Origin of the sequence: Streptomyces sp. NPDC005728 (assembly GCF_040630895.1) — a bacterium.
Taxonomy (GTDB): domain Bacteria; phylum Actinomycetota; class Actinomycetes; order Streptomycetales; family Streptomycetaceae; genus Streptomyces.
Window position 1 is genome coordinate 25,118 of record NZ_JBEXYL010000009.1, and the last position, 24,398, is coordinate 49,515.

Sequence of the window (24,398 nt, forward strand, 5' to 3'; positions counted from 1 at the left end):
CTTTAGAGATATGGGACTCGAAGAAAAGCTGCCGAGCGGATTCCTGCTGACCACCGTCGAGCAGGCCGCGGGCTGGGTGCGCAAGGCGTCCGTCTTCCCGGCCACCTTCGGCCTGGCCTGCTGCGCCATCGAGATGATGACCACCGGGGCCGGCCGCTACGATCTCGCGCGCTTCGGCATGGAGGTCTTCCGCGGCTCGCCGAGGCAGGCGGACCTGATGATCGTCGCCGGCCGGGTCAGCCAGAAGATGGCGCCGGTCCTCAGGCAGGTCTACGACCAGATGCCCAACCCGAAGTGGGTGATCTCCATGGGTGTCTGCGCCTCCTCGGGCGGCATGTTCAACAACTACGCGATCGTCCAGGGCGTCGACCACATCGTCCCGGTCGACATCTATCTCCCCGGCTGCCCGCCCCGGCCCGAGATGCTGATGGACGCCATCCTCAAGCTCCACCACAAGATCCAGAACTCCAAGCTCGGCGTGAACGCCGAGGAGGCGGCCCGCGAGGCGGAGGAGGCGGCGCTCAAGGCCCTGCCCACGATCGAGATGAAGGGGCTGCTGCGGTGAGCGACGCGAACGGCACCAACGGCGCGAACGGGTCCGCGAACGGAGTGAACCCCGAGAAGGACCTCGCCGCCTCCAACCTCCCCGGCCAGCGCGGCCAGGGCGGCGAGGAGATCCGCGTCCAGCGCGGCATGTTCGGCGCCGCCAACGGCGGAGACACCTCCGGCTACGGCGGCCTCGTCCGCTCGGTCCGGCTCCCGGGACCGGCGACCCGGCCCTACGGCGGCTGGTTCGACGAGGTCGCCGACGAACTGGAAGGCGCCCTGGAGGAACAGGGACTCCTCCCCGAGAACGCCATCGAGAAGACGGTTGTCGACCGCGGCGAGCTGACCTTCCACATCGAACGCGAGCACCTGGTCCGCGTCGCCCGCACCCTGCGCGACGACCCGGCCCTGCGTTTCGAGCTGTGCACCGGCGTCAGCGGCGTCCACTACCCGCACGACAAGGGCCGCGAGCTGCACGCCGTCTACCACCTGCGCTCGATCACCCACAACCGGCTGCTCCGCCTCGAGGCCAGCGCCCCCGAAGACGACCCGCGCATCCCGTCCCTGGTCTCCGTCTATCCGACCAACGACTGGCACGAGCGCGAGACCTACGACTTCTTCGGGATCGTCTTCGACGGTCACCCGGCCCTGACGCGGATCATGATGCCGGACGACTGGCAGGGCCACCCGCAGCGCAAGGACTACCCCCTCGGCGGCATCCCCGTCGAGTACAAGGGCGCCCAGATCCCGGCTCCGGACCAGCGGAGGTCGTACTCGTGAGCACGCAGCCAGCATCCGCGGCCTCCGCCGCCTCGGCGCGCGAGACCACCGAGGGCACCGTATATACGGTCACCGGTGGCGACTGGGACGAGGTCGTCCAGTCCGCGGCCCGAGCCGACGACGAGCGCATCGTCGTCAACATGGGTCCCCAGCACCCGTCCACCCATGGTGTGCTCCGCCTGATCCTGGAGATCGAGGGCGAGACGGTCACCGAGGCCCGCTGCGGCATCGGCTACCTCCACACCGGAATCGAGAAGAACCTCGAATTCCGCACGTGGACGCAGGGCACCACGTTCGTGACGCGCATGGACTACCTGACGTCCTTCTTCAACGAGACCGCCTACTGTCTCGCCGTCGAGAAGCTCCTCGGCATCGAGGACGAGATCACCGAGCGAGCCAAGATCATCCGGGTGCTCCTGATGGAGCTGAACCGGATGTCCTCGCACCTGGTGTGCATCGCCACCGGCGGCATGGAACTCGGCGCCACCACGATCATGATCTACGGATTCCGTGATCGTGAAATGATTCTCGACATCTACGAGCTCATCACGGGCCTGCGCATGAACCACGCGTACATCCGGCCCGGCGGACTCGCCCAGGACCTGCCGCCCGGCGCGGTGGACCAGATCCGCGAGTTCGTGAAGAAGATGAAGAAGAACCTCCCGGAGTACGACAAGCTCGCCACCGGGAACCCCATCTTCAAGGCCCGTATGCAGGACGTCGGCTACCTCGACCTGGCCGGCTGCATGGCCCTCGGCGCGACCGGCCCGATCCTGCGCTCCACCGGCCTGCCGCACGATCTGCGCAAGGCACAGCCGTACTGCGACTACGAGACGTACGACTTCGACGTCCCGACCGCCGACAGCTGCGACTCCTACGGCCGCTTCCTGGTCCGCCTGGAGGAGATGCGCCAGTCGCTCAGGATCGTCGAGCAGTGCCTGGACCGGCTCCAGCCCGGCCCGGTCATGGTCGCCGACAAGAAAATCGCCTGGCCCGCCCAGCTCGCCCTGGGACCGGACGGTCTCGGCAACTCCCTCGACCACATCAAGAAGATCATGGGCACCTCCATGGAGGCCCTGATCCACCACTTCAAGCTGGTCACCGAAGGCTTCCGCGTCCCGCCCGGACAGGCGTACGCGGCCGTCGAGTCGCCCAAGGGCGAACTCGGGGTGCACGCCGTCTCCGACGGCGGCACCCGCCCCTACCGGGTCCACTTCCGTGACCCGTCCTTCACCAACCTGCAGGCCATGGCGGCGATGTGCGAGGGCGGCCAGGTCGCCGACGTCATCGTCGCCGTCGCGTCCATCGACCCCGTGATGGGAGGCGTCGACCGGTGACCACCAGTTCCTCCGAGCGGGGCGTCAGCCTGGGCATGCCCGAACTGCCCGCACCCGCGTACCCGGACGATGTCCGGGCCCGACTGGAGGCGGACGCGCGCGAGGTGATCGCGCGCTACCCGGACTCCCGGTCCGCCCTGCTGCCGCTGCTCCACCTCGTGCAGTCGGAGGAGGGCCATGTCACACGCACCGGAATGCGGTTCTGCGCGGACCAGCTGAACCTCACCACGGCCGAGGTCACCGCCGTCGCCACCTTCTACACCATGTACCGGCGCAAGCCGTCCGGCGACTACCAGGTGGGCGTGTGCACCAACACGCTGTGCGCGGTGATGGGCGGTGACGCGATCTTCGAGACCCTCCAGGAACACCTGGGCGTCGGCAACGGTGAGACCACCGACGACGGCAAGGTCACCCTGGAGCACATCGAGTGCAACGCGGCCTGCGACTTCGCGCCGGTCGTGATGGTCAACTGGGAGTTCTTCGACAACCAGACCCCGGCAAGCGCCAGGCGTCTCGTCGACGATCTTCGCGCGGGACGGGACGTCGAGCCCACGCGCGGGGCCCGTCTGTGCACCTTCAAGGAGACCGCCCGGATCCTGGCCGGCTTCCCCGACGAGCGGCCCGGGGCCGTCGAGGAGAGCGGCAGTGCGGGACCCGCTTCGCTGGTGGGCCTTCGCCTGGCAAGGGGAGAGGCCGCACCCGCGCGCGTGGTCCATCCGCGCACCCAGGAACCTCAGGACGCGCCCTCCGCAGGTCAGGCTGAAGAGGAGGGGGAGTGATGACAGTGGTTCCCGAACTCAAGGACACAAGCCCCGAGAAGCTGCTCGCACCCGTGCTGTCGGCCTTCTGGGACGAGGACCGGTCCTGGACTCTGGACGTCTACCGGAGGCACGAGGGGTACGAGGGGCTCCGCAAGGCGCTCGCCATGTCGCCGGACGACCTGATCGCGTACGTCAAGGACTCCGGTCTGCGCGGGCGCGGCGGCGCGGGATTCCCGACCGGGATGAAGTGGCAGTTCATTCCGCAGGGTGATGGAAAGCCGCACTATCTAGTTGTCAACGCCGACGAGTCGGAGCCCGGGACGTGCAAGGACATCCCGCTCCTCTTCGCGAACCCGCACAGCCTCATCGAGGGCATGGTGATCGCTTGCTATGCCATCAGGTCGTCGCATGCCTTCATCTATCTGCGTGGTGAAGTAGTCCCCGTTCTGCGGCGGCTGCACGAGGCCGTGCGCGAGGCCTACGCGGCGGGCTACCTCGGCGAGAACATCCTGGGCAGCGGTCTCGACCTGGAACTCACCGTGCACGCCGGCGCCGGCGCGTACATCTGCGGTGAGGAGACCGCACTGCTCGACTCGCTCGAAGGCCGCCGTGGTCAACCGCGGCTCCGTCCCCCTTTCCCTGCGGTGGAAGGCCTCTACGCCTGTCCGACTGTGGTGAATAACGTCGAATCGATCGCGTCAGTTCCCGCCATCCTGCACAACGGCAAGGAATGGTTCAGGTCGATGGGGAGCGAGAAGTCGCCCGGCTTCACGCTCTACTCGCTCAGCGGCCACGTCGCGAGCCCCGGCCAGTACGAGGCACCGCTCGGTGTCACGCTCCGCCAGCTCCTCGACATGAGCGGCGGAATGCGGCCCGGGCACCGTCTCAAGTTCTGGACGCCGGGCGGCTCCTCGACGCCGATGTTCACCGACGAGCACCTCGACGTCCCTCTCGACTACGAAGGAGTGGGCGCCGCGGGTTCCATGCTCGGCACGAAGGCCCTGCAGTGCTTCGACGAGACGACCTGCGTGGTGCGGGCGGTGACCCGCTGGACCGAGTTCTACGCCCACGAATCCTGCGGCAAGTGCACACCGTGCCGCGAAGGGACGTACTGGCTGGTGCAGTTGCTGCGGGACATCGAGGCAGGCAAGGGCGTCATGTCCGACCTCGACAAGCTGAACGACATCGCCGACAACATCAACGGCAAGTCCTTCTGCGCCCTCGGCGACGGCGCGGCCTCACCGATCTTCTCCTCGCTGAAGTACTTCCGCGAGGAGTACGAGCAGCACATCACCGGCCGGGGCTGCCCCTTCGACCCGGCCAAGTCGACGGCCTGGGCGGACCGCCCGGAGGTGAACGCATGACCGTGACCACCAGTGCTCCCTCAGGAGGAGGAGAGGCGGCGGTCCCGCCGGAAGACCTCGTCACGCTGACGATCGACGGCGCCGAACTCAGCGTGCCCAAGGGCACCCTGGTCATCCGGGCCGCCGAGCAACTCGGCATCGAGATCCCCCGCTTCTGTGACCACCCCCTACTGGACCCGGCCGGCGCCTGCCGCCAATGCATCGTCGAGGTCGAGGGCCAGCGCAAGCCGATGGCGTCCTGCACGATCACGTGTACGGACGGAATGGTGGTGAAGACTCACCTCACCTCCCCGGCCGCCGAGAAGGCGCAGCACGGCGTGATGGAGCTGCTGCTCATCAACCACCCGCTGGACTGCCCGGTCTGCGACAAGGGCGGCGAGTGCCCGCTGCAGAACCAGGCCATGTCGCACGGCAACGCGGAGTCCCGCTTCGAAGGCCGCAAGCGGACGTACGAGAAGCCCGTCCCGATCTCCACGCAGGTGCTGCTCGACCGCGAGCGGTGCGTGCTGTGCGCCCGCTGCACCCGCTTCTCCAACCAGATCGCGGGCGACCCGATGATCGAGCTGCTCGAACGCGGCGCGCTCCAGCAGGTCGGCACCGGCGAGGGCGACCCGTTCGAGTCGTACTTCTCCGGGAACACCATCCAGATCTGCCCGGTCGGCGCGCTCACCTCGGCGGCCTATCGTTTCCGCAGCCGCCCCTTCGACCTCGTCTCCTCGCCGTCGGTGTGCGAGCACTGCTCCGGCGGCTGCGCGACCCGCACCGACCACCGGCGCGGCAAGGTCATGCGGCGGCTCGCCGCCGACGACCACGAGGTCAACGAGGAGTGGATCTGCGACAAGGGACGCTTCGCGTTCCGGTACGCGCAGCTCAAGGACCGCCTCGACACCCCGCTCGTGCGCAACGCCGAGGGCGTTCTGGAGCCCGCCTCCTGGCCGGAGGCGCTGGAGGCCGCCGCGCGCGGGCTCGCCGCCGCCCGCTCCCGGGCCGGTGTACTCACCGGCGGCCGGCTGACCGTCGAGGACGCCTACGCGTACAGCAAGTTCGCGCGCGTGGCGCTCGACACGAACGACATCGACTTCCGCGCGCGCGTGCACAGCGGCGAGGAGACCGACTTCCTGGCGGCCCGGGTGGCCGGCCGCGGCCGTGACCTCGACGGTACGGGCGTCACGTACACCTCCCTGGAGAAGGCGCCCGCCGTCCTGCTCGTCGGGTTCGAGGCGGAGGAGGAGGCGCCCGGCGTCTTCCTGCGGCTGCGCAAGGCCTGGCGGAAGCACAAGCAGCAGGTGTTCGCGCTGGCCACGTACGCCACCCGCGGTCTGGAGAAGGCGGGCGGCACGCTGCTGCCGGCCGCTCCCGGCACCGAGACCGAGTGGCTGGACGCCCTCGGGAGCGGCTTCGGCCTGGAGGAGCCCGGTACGAAGGCCGCCGAGGCCCTGCGCGCCCAGGGTGCGGTGATCGTCGTAGGAGAACGGCTCGCCGCAGTGCCCGGCGGGCTCACGGCCGCCGCACGCGCGGCGGTCGCCACCGGCGCGCAGCTGGTGTGGATCCCGCGGCGGGCGGGAGAGCGCGGTGCCATCGAGGTGGGCGCGCTGCCGTCGTTGCTGCCGGGCGGCCGCCCGGCGACCGACCCGCGCGCGCGGGAGGAGGTCGCCGCCGTCTGGGGGCTCGCCGAACTGCCGTTGCGCTACGGCCGCGACACGAACCAGATCATCGAGGCCGCCGCCACCGGTGAACTGTCCGCGCTGGTGGTCGCCGGTGTCGAGGCCGCCGACCTGCCTGACCCGGCACGCGCGCGTGAGGCGTTCGACAGCGTCGGCTTCCTGGTGTCGCTGGAACTGCGGCCCAGCGAGGTCACCAAGCACGCCGACGTCGTCCTGCCGGTCGCCGCGGTCGCCGAGAAGGCGGGCACCTTCCTCAACTGGGAGGGCAGGGTCCGCTTCTTCGAGGCCGCTCTCAAGCCCGACCAGATGACCCGCCGCCTCGCCCCGACCGACGGGCGCGTGCTGCAGATGCTGGCCGACGCCATGGACGTCCACCTGGGCCTGCCGGATCTGCGCACCGCGCGCGCGGAGATCGACCGGCTCGGCGCCTGGGACGGACCGCGCGCCTCCGAGCCCATGGAGACGGCGGGCGCACTGCCCCGCCCCGCCGTGGGCGAGGCCGTACTCGCCGGGCACCGGCTCCTGCTCGACCAGGGAGTCCTCCAGGAGGGCGACGAGGCGCTCGCCGGCACCCGGCACGCCGCACGCGCGCGCGTGTCCGCGGCGACGGCCGCCGAGGCCGGCGTCAAGGACGGCGACGTCCTCGCCGTCACCGGACCGGCCGGCACGACCGAACTCCCGCTTCAGGTCACCGCGATGCCCGATCGCGTGGTCTGGCTCCCGCTGAACTCCGCCGGCACGGGCGTCGCCTCCGACACCGGCGCGCAGCCCGGCTCCCTCGTCCGCATCGGCCCGGCGGCACTCGCCGAAGAGGCCCCCAAGGAGGTGGAGGCATGAACCCGTACCTTGCCGCTGAAGACCTCTCGCTGTTCGGCCGCGACCCCTGGTGGCTGGTCGTCGTCAAGGCGGTCTTCTGCTTCGCCTTCCTGCTGGTGTCCGTGCTGTTCGCCATCGTCTGGGAGCGCAAGGTCGTCGCCTGGATGCAGCTGCGCATCGGCCCCAACCGGCACGGCCCCTGGGGCATGCTCCAGTCGCTCGCCGACGGCATCAAGCTGATGCTCAAGGAAGACCTCGTCGTCAAGCGCGCGGACAAGGCGGTCTACATCCTCGCGCCGATCGTCGCCACCGTTCCGGCCTTCATGGCGATCGCAGTGATTCCCTTCGGCCCGGCCGACAACGAGATCTCGATCTTCGGCCACCGCACCACGATGCAGCTCACCGACCTGCCGATCGCGATGCTCTACATCCTCGCGGTCGCCTCGGTCGGCATCTACGGCATCGTCCTCGCGGGTTGGAGTTCCGGATCCACCTACCCGCTGCTCGGCGGCCTCCGCTCGTGCGCGCAGATGATCTCGTACGAGATCGCCATGGGCGCCGCGTTCGCGTCCGTGTTCCTCTACTCGGGCTCTATGTCGACGTCGACGATCGTCGAACAGCAGCATGACCGCTGGTACATCCTGCTGCTGCCGGTCTCCTTCATCCTCTACATCGTCACGATGGTCGGCGAGACCAACCGCGCCCCCTTCGACATGCCGGAGTCCGAGGGCGACCTGGTCGGCGGCTTCAACACCGAGTACTCGTCCATCAAGTTCGCACTGTTCATGCTCGCCGAGTACGCGAACATGGTGACGGTCTCGGCCGTGTCGGCCACCCTGTTCCTGGGCGGCTGGCGTGCCCCGTGGCCGATCAGCTCCTTCTGGGAGGGTGCGAACCACGGCTGGTGGCCGATGCTCTGGATCGTCCTCAAGGTCCAGTTGCTGCTGTTCTTCTTCATCTGGCTGCGCGGCTCGCTCCCGCGCGTGCGCTACGACCAGCTGATGAAGCTCGGCTGGAAGGTCCTCATCCCGGTCTCGGTGGCGTGGCTGATGCTCGTCGCGACGGTGCGGGCCCTGCGCAACGAGAACTACGACTTCGCCGACATCGCCCTCTACGTCGGCGGCGGCGTCCTCGCCCTGCTGCTGATCTCCTTCGTCGCCGATATGTTCCGCGAGAAGGCCAAGACGGCCGAGCAGCCCACCGCTCAGCCGCCCGGATTCGACCCGATGGCGGGCGGATTCCCCGTACCGCCGCTGCCCGGACAGGAGCTGTCGCCGGTGCCCAGGCGCCGCCCGCGCAGCGAGCGGGAGCTGATTGTCAGTGGCGGGTCGGACACTGTCAGTGACGGATCTTCGGATGGAAAGGAGGCGTCCGATGGCTGAGGAGCCCAAGGAGACCAAGCCCGGTTTCCAGAATCCCGTGGCCGGCTTCGGCGTGACCTTCAAGGCCATGTTCAAGAAGCGGCTGACCGAGCAGTACCCGGAGCAGCAGAAGACCACGGCTCCGCGGTTCCACGGACGGCACCAGCTCAACCGCCATCCGGACGGCCTGGAGAAGTGCGTCGGCTGCGAGCTGTGCGCCTGGGCCTGCCCCGCGGACGCCATCTATGTGGAGGGCGCCGACAACACCGACGAGGAGCGCTACTCCCCGGGCGAGCGGTACGGCCGCGTCTACCAGATCAACTACGCCCGCTGCATCCTGTGCGGGCTGTGCATCGAGGCGTGCCCCACGCGCGCGCTGACGATGACCAACGAGTTCGAACTGGCCGACTCCAGTCGCGCCAACCTCATCTACACCAAGGAGCAGCTGCTCGCCGGCCTCGAAGACGGCATGGTCGACACGCCCCACGCGATCTTCCCGGGGACGGACGAGCAGGACTACTACCGGGGCCTGGTGACGGAGGCGGCGCCGGGGACCGTACAGCAGGTGGCCGTCTCCAAGGGCGAGAAGCCCGAGGAAGAGGAGGTGGACGTATGAGCGCGCAGCTCGCCGCCTACAGCACCTCCACCGGTGAGGCCTTCCAGTTCTGGGTCCTCGGCACGGTCGCGGTGATCGGCGCCCTGTGTACCGTCTTCATGAAGAAGGCCGTGCACAGCGCGCTCTGTCTCGCCGGGACCATGATCATCCTGGCCGTGTTCTACCTGGCCAACGGCGCCTACTTCCTCGGGATCGTGCAGATCGTCGTCTACACCGGCGCGATCATGATGCTGTTCCTGTTCGTGGTGATGCTCGTCGGCGTCACGGCCGCGGACTCGCTCAAGGAGACCATCAAGGGCCAGCGCTGGCTGGCCCTTGTGTGCGGGGTCGGCTTCGGCGTCCTGCTCTTTGCGGGCATCGGGAACGCCTCCCTGAAGGAGTTCAACGGCACGGGCCAGGCGAACGCGAACGGCAATGTGGAGGGCCTCGCCGCCCTCATCTTCACCAAGTACGTGTTCGCCTTCGAAATCACCGGCGCCCTGCTGATCACGGCCGCCGTCGGCGCCATGGTGCTCACCCACCGCGAGCGCACCGAGCGCGCCAAGACCCAGCGCGAGCTGGCCGAGCAGCGCGTCCGCGAGGGCAAGCACCTGCCGCCGCTGCCCGCCCCCGGTGTCTACGCCCGGCACAACGCCGTGGACGTCGCGGGCCTGCTTCCTGACGGCACCCCGTCCGAGCTGACCGTCAACAAGACGCTGCGCGAGCGCGGCCAGATCCGTGACGTGTCCGCCGAGGCGCTCAACGACCTCCGCGCCCTGGAACAGCGCGCGGAGGAGCGCCTGGAGCGCACGGAGATCGGGCCGGCGAACTTCAAGCGGGCCGAGGAGGCGTCGAAGTGAACCCCGTCAACTACCTCTACCTCGCGGCCCTGTTGTTCACCATCGGCGCGACCGGAGTGCTGATCAGGCGCAACGCGATCGTCGTGTTCATGTGCATCGAGCTGATGCTCAACGCCTGCAACCTCGCGTTCGTCGTCTTCTCCCGGATGCACGGCAACCTCGACGGCCAGATCATCGCCTTCTTCACGATGGTCGTCGCCGCCGCGGAGGTCGTGGTGGGCCTCGCGATCATCGTGTCGCTGTTCCGTACCCGCCACTCGGCCTCGGTCGACGACGCCAGCCTGATGAAGTTGTAAGGGGTCGGAAGAATCGTGGAGAACCTGATCGCGCTGCTCATCGCGGCGCCCCTGCTCGGAGCGGCCGTCCTCCTGGTCGGCGGCCGGCGGCTGGACGCCGTCGGCCACTGGGTCGGCACACTCCTGTCGGCCACCTCCTTCGTGTTCGGCCTGATCCTCTTTACCGACCTGCTCGGCAAGGACGCCGACCAACGCACCCTGACGCAGCACCTGTGGACGTGGATCCCGGTCGAGAGCTTCCAGGCGGACGTCACCTTCCGCCTCGACCAGCTGTCGATGACCTTCGTCCTGCTGATCACCGGCGTCGGCTCGCTGATCCACCTGTACTCGGTCGGGTACATGGCGCACGACGAGCGCCGCCGCCGCTTCTTCGGCTACCTGAACCTGTTCCTCGCGGCGATGCTGCTGCTCGTTCTCGCCGACAACTACCTGCTGTTGTACGTCGGCTGGGAGGGCGTCGGTCTCGCCTCCTACCTGCTGATCGGCTTCTGGCAGCACAAGCCCAGCGCGGCCACGGCGGCGAAGAAGGCCTTCCTCGTCAACCGCGTCGGCGACATGGGCCTGTCGATCGCGATCATGCTGATGTTCACGACCTTCGGGTCCTTCGCCTTCGGGCCCGTCTTCAGCCACGTCGGCGACGCCTCCGAGGGCAAGCTCACCGCCATCGCCCTGATGCTCCTGCTCGCCGCGTGCGGCAAGTCCGCCCAGGTGCCGCTGCAGTCCTGGCTCGGGGACGCGATGGAAGGCCCGACCCCGGTCTCGGCCCTCATCCACGCGGCCACGATGGTGACCGCGGGCGTGTACCTGATCGTCCGCTCGGGAGCCATCTTCAACGCGGCCCCGGACGCCCAGCTCGCCGTCACCGTGGTCGGAGCCGTCACGCTCCTCTTCGGTGCGATCGTCGGTTGCGCGAAGGACGACATCAAGAAGGCGCTGGCCGGCTCGACCATGTCGCAGATCGGCTACATGGTGCTGGCCGCCGGGCTGGGCCCCATCGGCTACGTCTTCGCGATCATGCACCTGGTCACGCACGGCTTCTTCAAGGCCGGGCTGTTCCTCGGTGCGGGTTCCGTCATGCACGGCATGAACGACGAGGTCGACATGCGCAGGTACGGCGGCCTGCGGAAGTACATGCCCGTCACCTTCATCACTTTCGGCCTCGGCTACCTCGCCATCATCGGTTTCCCGGGCCTGTCCGGTTTCTTCTCCAAGGACAAGATCATCGAGGCGGCCTTCGCCAAGGGCGGCACCGAGGGCTGGATCCTCGGCGGCGCGGCCCTGCTGGGCGCGGCCATCACCGCCTTCTACATGACGCGCGTGATGCTGATGACGTTCTTCGGAGAGAAGCGCTGGCAGCCCGACGAGAACGGCAACGAGCCGCACCCGCACGAGTCGCCCAGGGTCATGACGATTCCGATGATCGTGCTCGCGTTCGGATCGGTCTTCGCCGGCGGTCTGTTCAGCATCGGCGACCGGTTCCTGAACTGGCTGGAGCCGATCACCGGCCACAGTGAGGGCCACTCGCCGCTCAGTGCGGCAGCGGTCACCGGCGCGACCATGGTGTGCCTGGTCATCGGCGTCGGCATCGCCTGGGCGCAGTACGGGCGCAGGCCCGTCCCGGCCGTCGCCCCGCGCGGCTCGCTGCTCACCCGGGCCGCCCGCCGCGACCTGCTCCAGGACGACTTCAACCACGTCGTCCTGGTACGCGGCGGCGAGCACCTCACGCGCTCCCTGGTGTACCTCGACCACACCCTGGTCGACGGCGTCGTCAACGGCACGGCAGCCGGCTTCGGCGGCTTGTCCGGGCGGCTGCGCCGGATCCAGAACGGCTTCGCCCGCTCCTACGCGGTCTCGATGTTCGGCGGTGCGGCCCTCCTGGTCGCCGCGACCCTGCTGATGAGGGCGGTCTGATACCGATGTCCTTTCCTCTGCTGACAGCGACGGCGGTGCTCCCGGCCATCGGGGCGGTCGCCACGGCCGCCGTACCGGCCAGGCAGCGCACCGCCGCCAAATGGCTGGCGCTGCTGGTCTCGCTCGCCACGCTCGCCCTGGCGATCACTGTCCTGGTCCGCTTCGATCCGGACGGCGCCCGCTACCAGCTCACCGAATCCCATGCCTGGATCAAGGACTTCGGGGTGCGGTACGAGGTGGGTGTCGACGGCATCGCGGTGGCGCTCGTCGCCCTGACCGCGCTGCTGATCCCGTTCGTGATCCTCGCCGGCTGGCACGACGCCGACCCGCTGGAGACCGGCAGCCGCCGCTGGCGGCCCACCCAGGGCTTCTTCGCGCTGATCCTGGCCGTCGAGGCGATGGTGATCATCTCCTTCGAGGCCACCGACGTCTTCCTCTTCTACATCTTCTTCGAAGCCATGCTCATCCCGATGTACTTCCTCATCGGCGGCTTCGGGGACCGTGCCCACGAGCACGGCGAGGAAGCGGCCTCCACGCAGCGGACGTACGCGGCGGTGAAGTTCCTGCTCTACAACCTCGCCGGTGGTCTGATCATGCTGGCCGCGGTGATCGGCCTCTATGTGGTCGCGGGGAACTTCTCGCTCACGGAGATCGCGCAGGCGCGCGCCAACGGCTCGCTGCACATGGCGACCAGTACCGAGCGCTGGCTGTTCCTCGGCTTCTTCTTCGCCTTCGCGGTGAAGGCACCGCTGTGGCCGCTGCACACCTGGCTGCCCAACGCCATGCAGGAGTCCACCGCTCCGGTCGCCGTCCTCATCACCGCGGTCGTCGACAAGGTGGGCACCTTCGCGATGCTCCGCTTCTGCCTCCAGCTGTTCCCGGAGGCCAGCAAGTGGGCCACGCCCGTCATCCTCGTACTGGCGCTCATCAGCATCGTCTACGGCGCACTGCTCGCCGTCGGCCAGCGGGACATCAAGCGCCTGGTGGCCTACGCGTCGATCTCGCACTTCGGCTTCATCATCATGGGCATCTTCGCGATGACCAGCCAGGGCCAGTCCGGCGCCACGCTCTACATGGTCAACCACGGCATCTCCACGGCCGCGCTGATGCTGGTCGCCGGCTTCCTGATCTCCCGGCGCGGCTCTCGGCTCATCGCCGACTACGGCGGTGTGCAGAAGGTCGCCCCGGTGCTGGCCGGCACCTTCCTGATCGGCGGTCTCGCCACCCTCTCGCTCCCCGGACTCGCGCCGTTCGTGAGTGAGTTCCTGGTCCTGGTCGGCACGTTCGCGCGCTACCCGGTGATCGGCATCATCGCCACCTTCGGCATCGTCCTCGCCGCGCTCTACACCCTCGTGCTGTACCAGCGCACGATGACGGGCCCGGTGAAGCCCGAGGTCTCGGCGATGCCCGACCTCCGCGCGCGCGAGCTGATGGTCGTCGCCCCGCTGATCGTGCTGCTGATCTTCCTGGGCGTCTACCCGAAGCCCGTCACGGACATCGTCAACCCGGCGGTCAAACAGACCATGTCCGACGTACACAAGACCGACCCCAAGCCCTCGGTGGAGGCGGCCAAGTGAGCGCAACAGCCGTCCACAGCCTGTGGACAACCGCAGCCGAGCCGATCGCGAAGATCCCGGCGCCGAAGATCGAATACGGGCAATTGTCGCCGACCTTGATCGTCGCGGGCGCGGCGCTGGTCGGGGTGCTCATCGAGGCCTTCGTTCCGCGCAGGTCCCGCTACTACGCGCAGGTGTTCGTTTCCGCCGTGGCGCTCTGTGCCGCGTTCGCCGCGGTCGTCGCGCTGGCGGCCGACGGGTACGGCACCACGAAGGCGCACATCGCGGCCATGGGCGCGATCGCGGTCGACGGACCGGCCCTGTTCCTTCAGGGCACGATCCTGCTGGCCGGTCTGGTCGGCCTGTTCACCTTCGCCGAGCGGCGCCTGGATCCGGTGGCACACGGCAACCGGGTCGACTCCTTCGCCGCGCAGGCCGCGTCCGTACCGGGCAGCGACAGCGAGAAAGCCGCGGTGAAGGCCGGGTTCACCACCACCGAGGTCTTCCCGCTGCTGCTCTTCGCGATCGCCGGCATGCTGGTGTTCCCCTCGGCCAACGACCTGCTGACGCTGTTCGTGGCCCTGGAGGTCCTCTCCCTGCCGCTGTACCTGCTGTGCGCGCTGGCCCGCCGCAAGCGGCTGATGTCGCAGGAGGCCGCGGTCAAGTACTTCCTGCTCGGCGCGTTCGCCTCGGCGTTCACGCTGTTCGGCATCGCCCTGCTGTACGGCTACGCGGGCTCGGTGTCGTACGCGCGCATCGCGCAGGTCGTCGACGGCACGGTCACCAACATCGACCCGGCGCTCGCCGGAACCATGGGCAACGACGCGCTGCTGCTGCTCGGTGGCGCCCTGATCGTGATGGGCCTGCTGTTCAAGGTGGGCGCGGTGCCGTTCCACATGTGGACGCCCGACGTCTACCAGGGCGCGCCCACCCCGGTGACCGGCTTCATGGCCGCGGCGACGAAGGTGGCGGCGTTCGGCGCGCTGCTGCGCCTGCTGTACGTCGTCCTGCCCGGCATGCGCTGGGACTGGCGGCCGGTCATGTGGGCGGTGGCGATCATCACCATGCTGGGCGGTGCGATCGTCGCGATCACGCAGACCGACATCAAGCGACTGCTGGCGTACTCGTCCATCGCGCACGCGGGATTCATCCTCGCGGGTGTCATCGCGACCTCGAAGGACGGCGTGTCGTCCGTCCTGTTCTACCTGGCCGGGTACTCGTTCGTGACGATCGGCGCCTTCGCGGTCGTCACGCTCGTGCGCGACGCGGGCGGCGAGGCGACCCACCTGTCCAAGTGGGCCGGGCTCGGCCGCCGTTCACCGCTGGTGGCGGCCGTGTTCGCGGTGTTCCTGCTGGCCTTCGCCGGTATCCCGCTGACCTCCGGCTTCGCAGGGAAGTTCGCCGTGTTCAAGGCGGCGGCGGACGGCGGCGCGGCTCCTCTGGTCGTGGTCGGTGTGATCTCCTCGGCGATCGCCGCGTTCTTCTACATCCGAGTGATCGTGCTGATGTTCTTCAGCGAGCCGAAGCCGGAGGGACCGACGGTGGCCGTGCCGTCGCCGCTGACCATGGCGGCGATCGCCATGGGTGTGGCGGTCACGCTGGTCCTCGGTGTGGCGCCGCAGTACTTCCTGAACCTGGCGAGCCAGGCCGGAGTGTTCGTGCGCTGAGGCCTGCGTCACAGCAGTGCGGCCCCGATTCCTCCGGGCGAGGAGCCGGGGCCGTCGCACGTCAGCGGCCCGCTGAGCCCCGCATGGCCGAGGACGGGCACTTCACGTTCGGGTTCCACTGGGCGAAGAGTCCGCTGGGGTTCTTCTTGTAGAGCCATACGTGCAGGTCGTAGTGGGTGGGCATGCCCGGGTAGTGGCCGGGCATCGGGCCCTGGAAGCCGTGCCCGAACAGGCGCGGGCGCTCCATGTTCTTCCCCGTGGCGGGGACCACCCACTCCACGCCGACGAGGCGCCGCTCGCCGTTGCCGGTGTCCTCGTAGAGCAGCCCGGCGGGCTTTGCCGGGTCCAGGGAGCCGAAGCGGGACTCGTTGAAGTAGTGGAAGCCCATGCCGCCCTGGGAGCGGGCCAGACACAGGTGCGGCTCGTAGCCGTCGGCGGTCGCGAGCGGGGCGTAGCGGTACTGCACCGTTGCGGAGTACGCCGTGATCAGCTGCGGGTCGGTGAAAGGCGCACGGCCGGTGGCGTGGGCGGGTACGGATGAGGGCACGGCGAGGGCCGAGACGAGGGCGAGGGCGGCTCCGGCGTGGCGAGCGATCATGAGGTGGGGCTCCTAGGGGCAGGCACGGGCGGGATCGGGGCGTGGGGTGCGATCCGTCGGCGTGCGGGCTCCTCCCGGCCCGCTCCAGCAGCCTGGCCCCGGACGAGGGGAGGCGGCCACCCAGAGGCGCCCAATGGGTTGAGCGGTCGCGTTTCGACAGCGCTCGACGGGGCGCGGCGGGCGCGAGGGCCGACCGTGCGGGAAACCTTCGGCGCGTTGATACGACAAGTCACCCGTGCCTGTGGACAACGTCCGGCACTGTCGGCGCGGGCGCCTATCGTGGACGCAGTGGTCGAGGGACGACGCACGGGGGACGGGACACGGGGGACAGGACGATGGGCGCGACGGGCGGGATCAGCGAGATGCCAAAGGTGACCGAGGGGCCGGGCGCGGCCGCGAGCGAGGCGCTGGCCACACTGCACCGGGTCTTCGGATACGAGGCCTTCCGCGGCGAGCAGGAAGCGATCATCGAGCATCTGGTGGCGGGCGGAGACGCCCTGGTCCTCATGCCGACCGGCGGCGGCAAGTCGCTGTGCTACCAGATCCCGTCCCTGGTCAGAGCCGGTACGGGCGTGGTGATCTCGCCGCTGATCGCGCTGATGCAGGACCAGGTGGACGCCCTGCGCGCCCTCGGTGTGCGGGCCGGGTTCATCAACTCCACGCAGGATTTCGACGAGCGACGCGTGGTCGAGGCCGAGTTCCTCGCGGGAGAACTTGACCTGCTGTACCTGGCCCCGGAGCGGCTGCGGGTGGAAGCCACGCTCGGCCTGCTCTCGCGTGGCAAGATCTCCGTCTTCGCGATCGACGAGGCGCACTGCGTGTCCCAGTGGGGCCACGACTTCCGCCCCGACTACCTGAGCCTCTCCCTACTCGGCGAGCGCTGGCCGGACGTCCCCCGGATCGCCCTCACGGCCACCGCCACACACGCCACCCACCAGGAGATCACCCAGCGGCTGAACCTGCCGACGGCCCGCCACTTCGTCGCCAGCTTCGACCGGCCCAACATCCAGTACCGGATCGTGCCCAAGGCCGACCCCAGGAAGCAACTGCTCGCCTTCCTGCGTGAGGAACACGCGGGCGATGCCGGCATCGTGTACTGCCTCTCCCGTAACTCGGTGGAACGGACGGCCGAGTTCCTGAGCGCCAACGGCATCGAGGCAGTGCCCTACCACGCGGGCCTGGACGCCGGCACGCGCGCGGCGCACCAGTCCCGGTTCCTGCGCGAGGACGGCCTGGTCGTGGTCGCGACCATCGCCTTCGGCATGGGCATCGACAAGCCGGACGTGCGGTTCGTCGCCCACCTGGACCTGCCCAAGTCGATCGAGGGCTACTACCAGGAGACGGGCCGCGCGGGCCGTGACGGCCTGCCCTCCACCGCCTGGATGGCCTACGGCCTCAACGACGTCATCCAGCAGCGCAAGCTGATCCAGTCCGGCGAGGGCGACGAGGCGTTCCGCCGGCGGGCGGCCGCCCACCTCGACGCCATGCTCGCCCTCTGCGAGACCGCCCGGTGCCGGCGCGGCCAGCTGCTGGCCTACTTCGGGCAGGATCCCACCGCCACGGGGTGCGGCAACTGCGACACCTGCCTCACCCCGCCGGAGACCTGGGACGGCACGATCGCCGCGCAGAAGGTCCTGTCGACGGTGGTACGGCTGCAGCGGGAGCGCGGGCAGAAGTTCGGGGCCCTGCAGATCGTCGACATCCTGCTCGGCAAGCGCACCGGCAAGGTGATCCAGTTCGACCACGACCAGCTGTCCGTGTTCGGCATCGGCCAGGATCTCGCCGAGGGCGAGTGGCGGGGCGTCGTCCGGCAGCTGCTTGCCCAGGGGCTGCTCGCGGTCGAGGGCGAGTACGGCACGCTGGTGCTCACCGAAGCGAGCGGCACGGTGCTGCGGCGGGAGCGGGAGGTGCCGCTGCGCAAGGAGCCGAGGAAGCCGGCCGCCTCCCGGTCGGGTTCGGGCGCCTCAGGCCGGGGCGACCGCAAGGCCAAGGCCGTCGCGGCCGAGCTGCCCGACGAGCTGCTCCCCGCCTTCGAGGCCCTGCGCGCCTGGCGCGCCGAACAGGCCCGGGAGCAGGGCGTCCCGGCGTACGTCATCTTCCACGACGCCACCCTGCGGGAGATCGTCACCCGTCGGCCCGGCTCGGTGCGGGAGCTGGGCACGGTGAACGGGGTCGGCGAGAAGAAGCTGGCGACGTACGGGGAGGGTGTGCTCGAGGTGCTCAGCTCCCTGGACGGCCCTGGCTCGGCGGATGGCCCTGGCTCGGCGGCCGGTGCCGCACCGGCGGGCGGGAGTGCGCCCGCGCCCGGCGAGTCACCGGAGGACCTGTGGCCCGAGCAGGGGGACGAGCCCGAGCCGGACGACTGGATTTAGGGCGCCGGAGCCCTTGGAGGCACCGTCACCTCCTTGGGTGCTCTGCCTGAGGCGATGCGGGGGATCGTCACAGCCCCCGTGCCGCATACGCCCTGACGTCCGCGTCGGAGTCGGTCGTGGCCGTGGCCAGGGCCGCGCGGGCCTCCTCCGTGGAGTGGTGCCGGGTCAGGGCCAGGACCGCGGCCTTGCGTACGTCGGCGTTCGGATCGGCGAGAGCCTTGGCGAGGGCGGGGACAGCCGTGGCGGCCGGCACGACCGACAGCGCGGTGGCGGCACCGGAGCGGACCTGCCACGCCGGGTCGGACAGGGCGGCCACGGCACGGGCGGCGAGCGGCGCCGGGCAGCCGGCCGTGGCCAGCGCTCCCAGCGCGGCACCGCGCACCAGAGGGTCGGCGTCCTCGGTGAGCCGGTCCAGGGTGCGGGTGAGCAGGTCCCGGGCCTGCGGGTCCAGAGGCGCCGGGCTGACGGCGGCCAGTGCCTTGGCCACGGTGACCCGGACCTCCCGGGAGGGATCGTCCGCCGCGCCCGTCAGCGGTTCGGCGGCGTCGACCGAGACGAGGGCGCGTACGGCCTCGATGCGGACGGAGACATCGGGGTCGTCCAGCGCGGCGGCGAACACGCCGGCTTCGCCCAGCCGCAGGGCGCGCAGCACGTCGAGGGCGGCGGCGCGGACCACCGGGTCTGCCTCGGAGAGCGCACTGATGAGGGCGGTGCCCAGGGCGGGTTCGGACGGCAGGGTCTCGACGAGTTCGCGCAGTGAGGCCGCGGCGGCGGCGCGGACCTCGGCGTCGGGGTCGGCGAGGGCACCGGCCAGGGCCTGCCCGGTGCCGGGCGGGACGGTCTCGGTGAGGACCGAGACGGCCGTACGGCGGACCGCAGGGTCGGGGTCGGACAAATAGGGCCTCAGGGAGGCGAGTTCGGGCTCCTCCTCGGCCAGCTCCAGCAGCTCCAGGAGCCGGGGCGACGCGGTGCCCGCGGTTCCGCTCGGGTCCAGGGCTCCGGCGGCCCGGGTGGACGTCGGTCCGGCCGCGACCGGTGCCACGTCGCGGGGGCCGGCCGTGGCGACGTCCTCGGGACGGACCTTGCCCAGTCGCCGGGAGGGGCCGCCGGCCGGGGCGAAGCCCTCGACCGGGACCAGATAGGGAGCCACGGGACGGGCCGTGAACTCCATCGCGCCAGAGGGGGACTTGTGCAGATCGAGGTGGTGGAACCAGGAGGCGTCGTCGCGCCGGGGGTGGTCGATGCGGTCGTGATAGAGCCCCCAGCGGGACTCGGTACGGGCGAGGGAGGCACGGGCGGCCATCTCCGCGCAGTCGCGGATGAAGGTGACCTCGGCGCAGCGCATCAGCTCGTGCGGGGTGCGGGCGCCCATCGCGGCGATGTCGGCGCGCATCCGCTCGAAGGACTCCAGGGCGAGGGAGAGGCGGGCGCCGGACTTGGGCGGTGCCACGTAGTCGTTCACGAAGCGACGCAGCTTGTACTCGACCTGGGCCTGCGGCGGGCCGTCCGGGTTGCGCAGCGGGCGGTAGATCAGTTCGTGCGCCTCGCGCACCTGGTCCGCGGGAAGCTCTCCGTCGTACGCCGTGTACTGGGCGGCGTCCGCACCCGCGAGGTCACCGAAGACGAACGCGCCGATCATGTAGTTGTGCGGGACGCAGGCGAGGTCGCCGGCGGCGTACAGGCGGGGGACGGTCGTGCGGGCGTGGTCGTCGACACGGACGCCGGAGGCGGAGTGGCCGCCGCACAGGCCGATCTCGGAGATGTGCATCTCGACGTCGTGGGTGCGGTAGTCGTGCCCGCGCCCGACGTGGAAGGTGCCGCGGGTGGGCCGCTCGGTGGAGTGCAGGATGGACTCCAGGGCCGAGACCGACTCCTCGGGAAGATGGCTGAGCTTCAGGTAGACCGGCCCGCGGTCGCTGGCCACCTCCGCGGCGAACTCCGCCATCATCTGCCCGGACCAGTAGTCGGAGTCGACGAAGCGTTCGCCGTGCCGGTTGACCTGGTAGCCGCCGAAGGGGTTGGCGACGTAGGCGCAGGCCGGACCGTTGTAGTCCTTGATCAGCGGGTTGATCTGAAAGCACTCGATGCCGGTCAGCTCGGCGCCGGCGTGGTAGGCCATGGCGTAGCCGTCGCCGGCGTTGGTGGGATTCTCGTAGGTGCCGTAGAGGTAGCCGGAGGCGGGCAGGCCCAGGCGGCCGCAGGCGCCGGTCGCGAGGATCACCGCGCCCGCGCGGACGGTGACGAGGGCACCGGTGCGGGTGTGGAAGCCGACGGCGCCCACGGCCCGCCCGTCGTCGGGCGAGGTCAGCACACGGACCGGCATGACCCGGTTCTCGATACGGATCCGCTCCCGCATCTCCCGCCGCCGCAACTGCCGGTACAGGACCTTCTTGACGTCCTTGCCCTCAGGCATCGGCAGCACGTACGAGCCCGAGCGGTGGACCTGCCGGACCGCGTAGTCCCCGTGCTCGTCCTTCTCGAACTTGACCCCGTACGACTCCAGCCGCTGGACCATCGCGAAGCCGCGGGTGGCGGTCTGGCGGACGGTGGACTGGTCGACGATGCCGTCGTTGGCGCGGGTGATCTCGGCGACGTAGTCGTCGGGCTCGGCGCGGCCCGGGACGACGGCGTTGTTGACGCCGTCCATGCCCATGGCGAGCGCGCCGGAGTGGCGGACGTGGGCCTTCTCCAGGAGCAGCACGTCCGCGCCGCGTTCGGCGGCGGTCAGGGCGGCCATGGTGCCGGCGGTACCGCCGCCGATGACGAGGACGTCGCAGGTCAGCTCCTCGGCGTCGGCGACGGCGGGGATCTCCAGGGGGGTCTGCGCGGGGGCGTTCGCGGGGGTGGTCACCGGGGTGCCTTTCAGGTGCCGAGCGAGGAGAGGACGGCGCGGCGCAGGGCCGCGCGGGCCGGGTCGTCGAGAGCGTCGCGGTCGCGCGGGCGCGGTACGTCGCGTACGGAGGCCACGCGGCCGGCGCCGAGGAGGGCGACACGGTCGCCGAGGAAGAGCGCCTCGTCCACGTCGTGCGTGACGAAGACGACGGTGGCACCCGTGCCGCGCAACACCTCGACCAGCAGGTCCTGCATGCCGGAGCGGGTCTGGGCATCGAGGGCGCCGAAGGGCTCGTCCATGAGGACCGCGCGCGGGCTGTCGGCCAAGGCGCGGGCCAACTGGGCGCGTTGGCGCTGCCCACCGGACACGCGGTGCGGCAACTGCCCCGCCTGTGCGCTGAGGCCGACGCGGCCGAGCCAGGACTCGGCCCGGGCACGGCGTTCCGCACGCGATACACCACTGATGGCGAGTGGGAGTTCGACGTTTCCGCGCAGGGTGCGCCAAGGCAGCAGCGCGTCCTCCTGGAAGACCAGCGCGCGGTCGGCGGAGGGTCCGGTCAGCGGGCTGCCGTCCTGCTCCACCACCCCGGCCAGCGGGGACAGCAGCCCGGCGAGCGTGCGCAACAGCGTGGACTTGCCGCAGCCGGAGGCGCCGACGACGGTGAGGATCTCGCCGGGCGCCACGTCCAGGCCGACATCGTGCAGGACCGGGGCGTCCGGCCGGCCGAGGACGGCAGCCCGCAGGGTGAGCCGGGTGCCGTGCACGCCCTCCTGCGCCGGCGTGGCCGCAACGGCGACGGTCCCGACCGTGTCAGACGAGGTGCTCATCGCGCGCCTCCTGCTCGGTGTCGTCGTGGCCCTGGTGCTGGGCCTCGGACTGCTGCTCGGTGTCGTCGCCGGCGTGCACGGCGACTGGGGCGGCGACACGGGGTGCCGGGGTGCGGGGCCGGCCGCCGGGGAGGTGCGAGGTGCGGGGCAGCCAGCGGGTCAGACGTCGGCCGAGGAGTTCCACGGCCGTGGAGGTGACCCAGCCGAGGACACCGATCGTGACCATGCCGACGAAGACGCCCGGGTAGTTCAAGACCGTGTAGTCCTGCCAGGTGCGGTAACCGACGCCGTACTGTCCGGAGATCATCTCGGCGGAGATCACGCAGATCCACGAGACGCCGATGCCGACCGACAGGCCGCCGAAGATGCCGGGCAGCGCACCCGGCAGTACGACCGAGCCGAGGACCCGCAGCCGGCCGCCGCCCAGGGTGCGCACCGCCTCCTCCCAGACGGGGGTGAGCGCCCGGACCGCGTGCCGGGTGGAGACCAGCACCGGGAAGAAGGCGGCGGTGCAGGTGATGAAGACGATGCCCTGTTCGTTCGAGGGGAAGAGGAGGATCGCGACGGGGACGAGGGCGATGGCCGGGACCGGGCGGATGACTTCCAGGATCGGGCCGAGAAGGTCCTCGGCGAGGCGCGAGCGTGCCACGAGCACGCCGGTCGCCACACCGAGGACGGCCGCCAGGGCGAAACCGGTGAGGATCCGGGTGAGGCTGTCGGTGAGGTCGGTCCAGTAGTCGGCCCCGGAGAGCCGGTCGGCGAAGGCCCGGGCCACGTCAGTGACCGTGGGGAACTGCGAGAAACGCAGCCACAGGTCGATGTCGAGGCTGGTCAGCAGCTGCCAGAGCCCGAGGGCGGCAGCCAGGGACGCGGCCCGTAGCGCATACCGGGCGAGCGGCCGCCGGGTCATGAGGACCGTCCGAGCGCGTCGGTGTACGAGACCGTACGGGCGCCGTCATGACCGGCGATGTACGCCTGTGCGGTCGACAGGGCCACGAAGGGCAGCAGTTGGTCGCCGTCGGCCACCCAGACTGCCTTGTCGGCGAACCAGAGGGTGCCGGTGGTGGCGTCGGGGACGTAGGCGGCGCGGATGTCCCCCTGGTGCCCGGCCACGTAGGCCAGCAGCTCCTTCGGGGACTTGAAGGAGACGGTCTTCTCGCCGCCCTTGGCCCACACCTCGCTCGCGGCCGGTGCGGGCGCGGCGGCGAGCCGCTCGGCGTAGCCGGCGCCGAGAGCCTTCTCCACGTACTGGTCGTCGACGAAGGAGTCCACGTCGATGTCGCCGGTGAGCTTGGCGGCCTTGAGGACGGAGACGTCCTGCTTCAGCGCGGAGACGAGCTGGGGTTTGACGGCCGGGTCGAAGGTCGCGATGCCGTGCGCACCGTTGTAGAGGTAGACGACCTCGGCGGGCAGGCCGGTGGCCTCGGCGACCTTCTCCGCGGCGGTCACCGGATGGTCGTTGAGGTAGTCCGTCGCCTGCGCCTGTGCCTTGAGGAAGGCCTCCACGACGGCCGTGTGCTGCTGTGCGAAGTCCTCGAGGGCGGTGACCCCGTGGAAGGTGGGGAGGTTCAGCTGGGCGCCGTCGTACAGGGCCTTCGCCTTGCCCTGGTAGGCGAGTAGGCCCGGCCAGGCGACGAACTGCGACAGCGCGTCCACGCTGCCGGCGGAGAGGGACGAAGCACCCACGGCGGGCTGCTGGTTGAGCTTCGAGACGCCTGTGTTCGGGTCGATGCCGGCGCGCTGCAGAGCCCGTACGAGGGTGCCGTCGGCGGCGGAGCCGACGCTCGTGGACACCTTCTTGCCCTTAAGGTCCTTCAAGGAGGACAGCTTGGAGTCCGGGGCGGTGACCACGGTGTTGAGGCCGCCGCGCAGGTTGTAGCCGGTGACCGACACCAAGTGGGTGGGGCGGCCGAGCTGCTTGCCACGAGCTGCGTTCAACAGGAGCGGGAAGTCGCCCATCGAGCCGATGTCGATCTTCCCGGCGGTCATCTGCGCGGTGATCGGGGCGCCGGTGGCGTAGTCCTGCCAGTCGACCTTGTAGGTGTGGCCGTCGTGCAGGGAGTTCAGCTGCTTCTCGAAGTAACCCAGTGAGCGGAGCAGGGTCCCCGCGGTGACCGTGTTGATGGTCTTGGACTGGTAGCCGACGGTCACGGTGACCGTGGAGCCGCTGCCCGCCTCGGCGCTGCCGCCGCAGGCGGACAGGGGAAGGAGGAGCGCAGCGGTGGACAGGGCGACTGCCGTGCGTTTCATGGTG

Annotated in this window: 19 protein-coding genes; 14 read left to right on the forward strand and 5 right to left on the reverse strand. The window is 70.1% G+C overall.

The window, feature by feature from the left end; translation table 11 throughout:
• The first annotated feature begins 10 nt into the window (after positions 1–10).
• From ABZ471_RS09085 to nuoN, 13 genes are read left to right on the forward strand one after another with little or no spacing between them, the layout of a single operon-like run.
• Entirely contained in the window at positions 11–565 is a 555-nt protein-coding gene (locus ABZ471_RS09085) for an NADH-quinone oxidoreductase subunit B (RefSeq protein ID WP_055635348.1), read from the forward strand.
• Positions 562–1,326 carry an NADH-quinone oxidoreductase subunit C gene (locus ABZ471_RS09090; protein ID WP_359064105.1) on the forward strand — a complete coding sequence of 255 codons (765 nt, stop codon included), beginning with the start codon at positions 562–564 and terminating at the stop codon, positions 1,324–1,326. The genes ABZ471_RS09085 and ABZ471_RS09090 overlap by 4 nt, the downstream gene beginning before the upstream one ends.
• Complete coding sequence (locus ABZ471_RS09095) at positions 1,323–2,663, forward strand: NADH-quinone oxidoreductase subunit D (RefSeq protein ID WP_359064107.1); 1,341 nt, start codon at positions 1,323–1,325, stop codon at positions 2,661–2,663. The genes ABZ471_RS09090 and ABZ471_RS09095 overlap by 4 nt, the downstream gene beginning before the upstream one ends.
• Positions 2,660–3,442 carry an NADH-quinone oxidoreductase subunit NuoE gene (gene nuoE, locus ABZ471_RS09100; RefSeq protein ID WP_359064109.1) on the forward strand — a complete coding sequence of 261 codons (783 nt, stop codon included), beginning with the start codon at positions 2,660–2,662 and terminating at the stop codon, positions 3,440–3,442. Before ABZ471_RS09095 ends, nuoE begins: the two co-directional genes overlap by 4 nt.
• Positions 3,439–4,788: an NADH-quinone oxidoreductase subunit NuoF gene (gene nuoF, locus ABZ471_RS09105; RefSeq protein ID WP_359064111.1), complete on the forward strand. Its 1,350-nt coding sequence runs from the start codon at positions 3,439–3,441 to the stop codon at positions 4,786–4,788. Before nuoE ends, nuoF begins: the two co-directional genes overlap by 4 nt.
• The gene (locus ABZ471_RS09110) at positions 4,785–7,289 is read left to right on the forward strand and encodes an NADH-quinone oxidoreductase subunit G (RefSeq protein WP_359064113.1); all 2,505 of its coding nucleotides are present in this window, start codon (positions 4,785–4,787) and stop codon (positions 7,287–7,289) included. Before nuoF ends, ABZ471_RS09110 begins: the two co-directional genes overlap by 4 nt.
• Positions 7,286–8,650 carry an NADH-quinone oxidoreductase subunit NuoH gene (gene nuoH, locus ABZ471_RS09115; RefSeq protein ID WP_359064115.1) on the forward strand — a complete coding sequence of 455 codons (1,365 nt, stop codon included), beginning with the start codon at positions 7,286–7,288 and terminating at the stop codon, positions 8,648–8,650. Before ABZ471_RS09110 ends, nuoH begins: the two co-directional genes overlap by 4 nt.
• Positions 8,643–9,245 (forward strand): NADH-quinone oxidoreductase subunit NuoI, encoded by a 603-nt coding sequence (nuoI, locus tag ABZ471_RS09120; protein WP_359064117.1) that lies wholly within the window; start codon positions 8,643–8,645, stop codon positions 9,243–9,245. Before nuoH ends, nuoI begins: the two co-directional genes overlap by 8 nt.
• Positions 9,242–10,084, forward strand: coding sequence for an NADH-quinone oxidoreductase subunit J (locus tag ABZ471_RS09125; protein WP_359064119.1), 843 nt, complete (start codon positions 9,242–9,244; stop codon positions 10,082–10,084). The genes nuoI and ABZ471_RS09125 overlap by 4 nt, the downstream gene beginning before the upstream one ends.
• The gene (gene nuoK / locus ABZ471_RS09130; protein WP_073901863.1) at positions 10,081–10,380 is read left to right on the forward strand and encodes an NADH-quinone oxidoreductase subunit NuoK; all 300 of its coding nucleotides are present in this window, start codon (positions 10,081–10,083) and stop codon (positions 10,378–10,380) included. The genes ABZ471_RS09125 and nuoK overlap by 4 nt, the downstream gene beginning before the upstream one ends.
• Positions 10,381–10,395: 15 nt before the next feature.
• Positions 10,396–12,291, forward strand: a complete 1,896-nt coding sequence (gene nuoL, locus ABZ471_RS09135; RefSeq protein WP_359064122.1) for an NADH-quinone oxidoreductase subunit L — start codon at positions 10,396–10,398, stop codon at positions 12,289–12,291.
• 5 nt (positions 12,292–12,296) lie between these two features.
• Positions 12,297–13,868 (forward strand): NADH-quinone oxidoreductase subunit M, encoded by a 1,572-nt coding sequence (locus ABZ471_RS09140; RefSeq protein WP_359064124.1) that lies wholly within the window; start codon positions 12,297–12,299, stop codon positions 13,866–13,868.
• Complete coding sequence (nuoN, locus tag ABZ471_RS09145) at positions 13,865–15,514, forward strand: NADH-quinone oxidoreductase subunit NuoN (protein ID WP_359064126.1); 1,650 nt, start codon at positions 13,865–13,867, stop codon at positions 15,512–15,514. Before ABZ471_RS09140 ends, nuoN begins: the two co-directional genes overlap by 4 nt.
• A 61-nt stretch (positions 15,515–15,575) precedes the next feature.
• Here the strand turns inward: nuoN and ABZ471_RS09150 are convergent, their stop codons facing one another.
• Positions 15,576–16,112: a hypothetical protein gene (locus tag ABZ471_RS09150; protein ID WP_359064128.1), complete on the reverse strand. Its 537-nt coding sequence runs from the start codon at positions 16,110–16,112 to the stop codon at positions 15,576–15,578.
• Positions 16,113–16,447: 335 nt separating this feature from the next.
• On the opposite strand from ABZ471_RS09150, the gene recQ reads away from it, so the two are divergent.
• Positions 16,448–18,484 carry a DNA helicase RecQ gene (recQ, locus tag ABZ471_RS09155; protein ID WP_359064130.1) on the forward strand — a complete coding sequence of 679 codons (2,037 nt, stop codon included), beginning with the start codon at positions 16,448–16,450 and terminating at the stop codon, positions 18,482–18,484.
• Positions 18,485–18,551: 67 nt separating this feature from the next.
• Here recQ and ABZ471_RS09160 read toward each other — a convergent pair whose 3' ends face one another.
• The 4 genes from ABZ471_RS09160 to ABZ471_RS09175 are packed head-to-tail and all read right to left on the reverse strand — an operon-like array spanning position 18,552 to position 24,394.
• On the reverse strand, positions 18,552–21,293 hold the full coding sequence (locus ABZ471_RS09160) for a fumarate reductase/succinate dehydrogenase flavoprotein subunit (RefSeq protein WP_359064322.1): 2,742 nt from the start codon (positions 21,291–21,293) through the stop codon (positions 18,552–18,554).
• A 53-nt stretch (positions 21,294–21,346) separates the two neighbouring features.
• Positions 21,347–22,144 (reverse strand): ABC transporter ATP-binding protein, encoded by a 798-nt coding sequence (locus ABZ471_RS09165; protein ID WP_359064132.1) that lies wholly within the window; start codon positions 22,142–22,144, stop codon positions 21,347–21,349.
• Entirely contained in the window at positions 22,128–23,054 is a 927-nt protein-coding gene (locus tag ABZ471_RS09170; RefSeq protein WP_359064134.1) for an ABC transporter permease, read from the reverse strand. Before ABZ471_RS09170 ends, ABZ471_RS09165 begins: the two co-directional genes overlap by 17 nt.
• Entirely contained in the window at positions 23,051–24,394 is a 1,344-nt protein-coding gene (locus tag ABZ471_RS09175; protein ID WP_359064136.1) for an ABC transporter substrate-binding protein, read from the reverse strand. The genes ABZ471_RS09170 and ABZ471_RS09175 overlap by 4 nt, the downstream gene beginning before the upstream one ends.
• Between the last annotated feature and the right edge of the window lie 4 nt (positions 24,395–24,398).

Bases quoted from the DNA above. Each gene is read 5' to 3' on its own strand.
- ABZ471_RS09150 (WP_359064128.1), bottom strand. From the start codon at position 16,112: ATGATCGCTCGCCACGCCGGAGCCGCCCTCGCCCTCGTCTCGGCCCTC.
- recQ (WP_359064130.1), top strand. From the start codon at position 16,448: ATGGGCGCGACGGGCGGGATCAGCGAGATGCCAAAGGTGACCGAGGGG.
- ABZ471_RS09140 (WP_359064124.1), top strand. From the start codon at position 12,297: ATGTCCTTTCCTCTGCTGACAGCGACGGCGGTGCTCCCGGCCATCGGG.
- nuoI (WP_359064117.1), top strand. From the start codon at position 8,643: ATGGCTGAGGAGCCCAAGGAGACCAAGCCCGGTTTCCAGAATCCCGTG.
- ABZ471_RS09085 (WP_055635348.1), top strand. From the start codon at position 11: ATGGGACTCGAAGAAAAGCTGCCGAGCGGATTCCTGCTGACCACCGTC.
- ABZ471_RS09170 (WP_359064134.1), bottom strand. From the start codon at position 23,054: ATGACCCGGCGGCCGCTCGCCCGGTATGCGCTACGGGCCGCGTCCCTG.
- ABZ471_RS09175 (WP_359064136.1), bottom strand. From the start codon at position 24,394: ATGAAACGCACGGCAGTCGCCCTGTCCACCGCTGCGCTCCTCCTTCCC.
- nuoH (WP_359064115.1), top strand. From the start codon at position 7,286: ATGAACCCGTACCTTGCCGCTGAAGACCTCTCGCTGTTCGGCCGCGAC.
- ABZ471_RS09125 (WP_359064119.1), top strand. From the start codon at position 9,242: ATGAGCGCGCAGCTCGCCGCCTACAGCACCTCCACCGGTGAGGCCTTC.
- ABZ471_RS09165 (WP_359064132.1), bottom strand. From the start codon at position 22,144: ATGAGCACCTCGTCTGACACGGTCGGGACCGTCGCCGTTGCGGCCACG.
- ABZ471_RS09110 (WP_359064113.1), top strand. From the start codon at position 4,785: ATGACCGTGACCACCAGTGCTCCCTCAGGAGGAGGAGAGGCGGCGGTC.